Origin of the sequence: Burkholderia sp. Ac-20384, from assembly GCF_017104605.1 — a bacterium.
GTDB classification, from domain to species: Bacteria; Pseudomonadota; Gammaproteobacteria; order Burkholderiales; family Burkholderiaceae; genus Burkholderia; species Burkholderia lata.
The window spans coordinates 1-3719 of sequence record NZ_JAAGPE010000508.1 but is presented as its reverse complement, the minus strand read 5'-3'; the positions used below and the strand labels follow the sequence as shown (position 1 = coordinate 3719).

Sequence of the window (3719 nt, the reverse complement as noted above, 5' to 3'; positions counted from 1 at the left end):
GCCGGCTCATCTGGAATACGTTCCCGCTGGTGGGCACGCTGATGCAGCGCAGCCTCGGCGCGCATGCGGATGGGTTCAGCGCGGGCGGCGGCGTTGACCAGCTGCCGGCCTTCGATTACGAAGTACCGCTGATCGGCCTGCCGCTGATGCTCGGCCTGGAAGCGTCGACGCTCGCGTCGTCAGTGCCGTACCTGCGGGCCGATCCGCCCGCGCGCGACGCGTGGCGCGCGCGGCTCGCGGGCGACCGCCGGCTGAAGGTCGGGCTCGTGTGGACGGGCAGCGCGGGGCACCAGCGCAACCCGTTCCGGCGTGTCGGGCTCGAGCGCTATGCCGATGCATTCCGCGGGATCGACGGCGTCGCGTTTTATTCGCTGCAGCCGGGCGCGGACGCGGATGTGGCGGCGGCGCGCGCGGCCGGCTTCGCGATCGAGGATGTCACGGCGGAACTGACGAGCTTCGACGACACGGCCGCGTTCATCGGCGCGCTGGATCTGGTGATCACCGTCTGCACGTCGGTCGCGCACCTGGCGGGCGCGCTCGGCGCGCGCACCTGGGTGCTGCTCGACGTGAATCCGCACTGGCCGTGGCTGCTCGAACGCAACGACAGCCCGTGGTATCCGACCGCGACGCTGTACCGGCAACCGGTGTTCGGCGCGTGGGCGCCGGTGATGGAGGACGTGAGCCGCGACCTGCGGCGCCTGGCCGCGCAGCCGGTGCAACCGGCTCAATCGGCTCAATCGGCCCGGCAGGCCTGAGCCGCGGGCCGGTTCGCGGCGACGGGCCGCTGCTGCATGCTGGATTTGGCGGCGGCCGCCACGCACTGCGCAGCGGCCGGCCGTTGCGTCATTCCGGCTGGTCGTCGCCGTTCTTCTTGCCGTTGCGCCGGCGCAGCCCGGGGCCGAACGTGAAGCCGAACGCGAGCAGCACGAGCGACACCGCGAGCACGATGTTGTTGCCGCTCGTCACGTAGGGCGTGAAGCCGCTGGTGCCTTCGATCCGCACGTCGAGCGAGCCGATCGTGAACGGCTTCAACTGGCCGAGCACGCGGCCGTGCGCATCGATCGCGGCCGTCATCCCCGTGTTGGTCGAGCGCAGCATCGGCCGGCCCGTCTCGAGCGAGCGCATCCGCGCGATCTGCAAGTGCTGGTCGAGCGCGATCGTGTCGCCGAACCACGCGAGGTTCGTCACGTTGACGAGCACGCCCGGCGGCTGCGGATTGTCGCGGATCGTCGCGGCGATTTCCTCGCCGAACAAGTCCTCGTAGCAGATGTCGGCCATCACGGGCTGGTTGTGCACGAGGAACGGCTTCTGCACGGGGGCGCCGCGCGCGAAGTCGCCGAGCGGCATCTTCATCAGGTCGACGAACCACCGGAAGCCCCACGGGATGAATTCGCCGAAGGGCACGAGATGGTGCTTGTCGTAGTGATAGATGTCGCGCGAATTCGGCGTCACGCCGTACAGGCTGTTCGTATAGTCGACGTAGTGGCCATCCTCGGTCACCGATGCGCCGACCGCGCCGAACAGCACGGCCGAGCCCGTCGTGTCGCTGAACTTGCGGATCGCGACGGCGAACGGCTCGGGCAGCTCCTGGATCATCACCGCGATCGCGGTTTCCGGCGTGACGATCAGGTCGGCCGGCTTCTCGATGATCATCTGCGTGTACATCTTGATCGCCGCGTCGATGCCCGCTTCCTCGAACTTGATGTCCTGCTTCACGTTGCCCTGCAGCAGCCGCACGGTGAGCGGCTTGTTCGCGGGCACGGTCCAGGTGACCTGCGACAGGCCGAGACCGGCCGCGATCAGCGCGACCGCGATGCCGGCCGGCGCGGCGATGCGCACGCGCGCATTGCCGGCACGGGGCTCGGCAAGCGGCGACGGCCGGGCGGCGGCGAGTGCCTGCACGACCAGCGCGGCGAACAGCGCGAGCACCCACGCGATCCCGTACACGCCGGCGACAGCCGCGAAGCCCGCGAACGGGCCGTCGACCTGCGGATAGCCGCTGGCGAGCCACGGGAAGCCGGTGAACAGGGTGCCGCGCAGCCATTCGCCGAGCGCCCATGCACTCGCGAACGCGAATGCGCCGTGCCAGGTCGGCGAGAACGGCCGCGGGTCGGGCGTGCGGCGATGCCACGCATGGCCCGCGCAGAACGACCACAGCCCGGCGGAGAACGCCGGGTAGAGCGACAGGTACAGCGAGAACAGCACGAGCGCGCCGCCCGCGAGCGGCGCGGCCATCTCGCCGTACACGTGCATGCTGATGTAGAGCCACCAGATGCCGGTGATGAAGTTGCCGAAGCCGAACGCGCCACCGGTGAGCGCGGCGCTGCGCCAGCTTGCGGTGCGCGTGAGCTGCGCGAAAAACCAGATGAATACGACGAGTTGCAGCCAGCCACCATGCGGCGTCGGTGCGAAGCTGAGCGTATTGGCTGCGCCGGCGAGCAGCGCGGCCGGGTAGTGCCAGCGCGGCAGCGCGCGGCCGGGTGTCGGCGCGAGAAGGCCGCCAGCCGGGCGGGACAGGATCGGATCGTCCATGTGAAGCGAAAGTGGGCGAGCGGTTGTGGAACGCGCGGCTGGCGCGCGACGGTCAGTCCTCGTGCGAGGCTTCGGCGCGACGGCTGGCGAGCGGATTGCGGCGCACCAGCAGTACGTGGACCTGGCGTGCATCGCCGCGCTGGATCTCGAACACGAGATTGCCGAGCTGCAGCTTCTCGCCGCGATGCGGGACGCGGCCGAAATGATGCGTGATCAGCCCGCCGATCGTGTCGACTTCGTCGTCGGGGAAATCGGTGCCGAACGTCTCGTTGAACTGTTCGATCTCGGTAAGCGCACGCACGCGGTAGCGGCCGTCGGGCCCCGAGATGATGTTGCCGGCCTCCTCGTCGAAGTCGTATTCGTCCTCGATGTCGCCGACGATCTGTTCGAGCACGTCCTCGATCGTGATCAGGCCCGCGACACCGCCGTATTCGTCGACGACGATCGCGAGGTGGTTGCGGTTCACGCGGAAGTCGTGCAGCAGCACGTTCAGGCGCTTCGATTCGGGAATGAACACGGCCGGGCGCAGCATCCCGCGCACGTCGAATTCCTCTTCGGCATAGAAACGCAGCAGATCCTTCGCGAGCAGCACGCCGATGACGTTGTCGCGGTTCTCCTCGTACACGGGGTAGCGCGAGTGCGCCTTCTCGAGGACGAACGGGATGAAATCTTCAGGCTTGTCGGCGATGTTGATCGCGTCCATCTGCGCGCGCGGCACCATGATGTCGCGGGCGCACAGGTCGGATACCTGGAACACGCCTTCGATCATCGACAGCGAATCGGCGTCGATCAGGTTGCGCTCGTGGGCGTCCTGGAGGATTTCCAGCAGCTCGCCGCGGGATTCGGGCTCGGGCGAGATGAAGTCGGTCAGGCGCTCGAGCAGCGAGCGCTTTTCTTGCGGTTTGTCGGTTGGCTTACGACTGGGATACGAATCGTTCATGGTGGTGCGCCCGGGTCATGCCGGAGCGCGCTGTCACGGAGTAGGCAAGGATACACCAAGGCCACGACGCGACCGTGTCACACCGGCCGCACGGCCAGGGTGGGCAGCTCGCGCGGGCCCCGCTAGCGGACGGGCGCGCCGGGCGCGACATCGTCCTCGGTTCCATCCTATCTCAGAAAAGGGCGGCGGGGCAGCGGCGGCAAAAAACGGGTGCGGAAGGGGCGGGGCGCCGTGACGCGGGAAACGA

At 68.6% G+C, this 3719-nt stretch carries 2 protein-coding genes and 1 pseudogene; 1 reads left to right on the top strand and 2 read right to left on the bottom strand.

Features of this window, described 5'->3' with window-relative positions; all coding sequences use genetic code 11:
* Nucleotides 1-755, top strand: a pseudogene (locus G3O00_RS40790) (hypothetical protein); the annotation flags it as partial.
* A gap of 88 nt (nt 756-843) precedes the next feature.
* Here the strand turns inward: G3O00_RS40790 and lnt are convergent.
* Complete coding sequence (gene lnt, locus G3O00_RS40785) at nt 844-2532, bottom strand: apolipoprotein N-acyltransferase (protein ID WP_206146386.1); 1689 nt, start codon at nt 2530-2532, stop codon at nt 844-846.
* 52 nt (nt 2533-2584) lie between these two features.
* On the bottom strand, nt 2585-3472 hold the full coding sequence (locus tag G3O00_RS40780; protein WP_011353131.1) for a transporter associated domain-containing protein: 888 nt from the start codon (nt 3470-3472) through the stop codon (nt 2585-2587).
* Between the last annotated feature and the right edge of the window lie 247 nt (nt 3473-3719).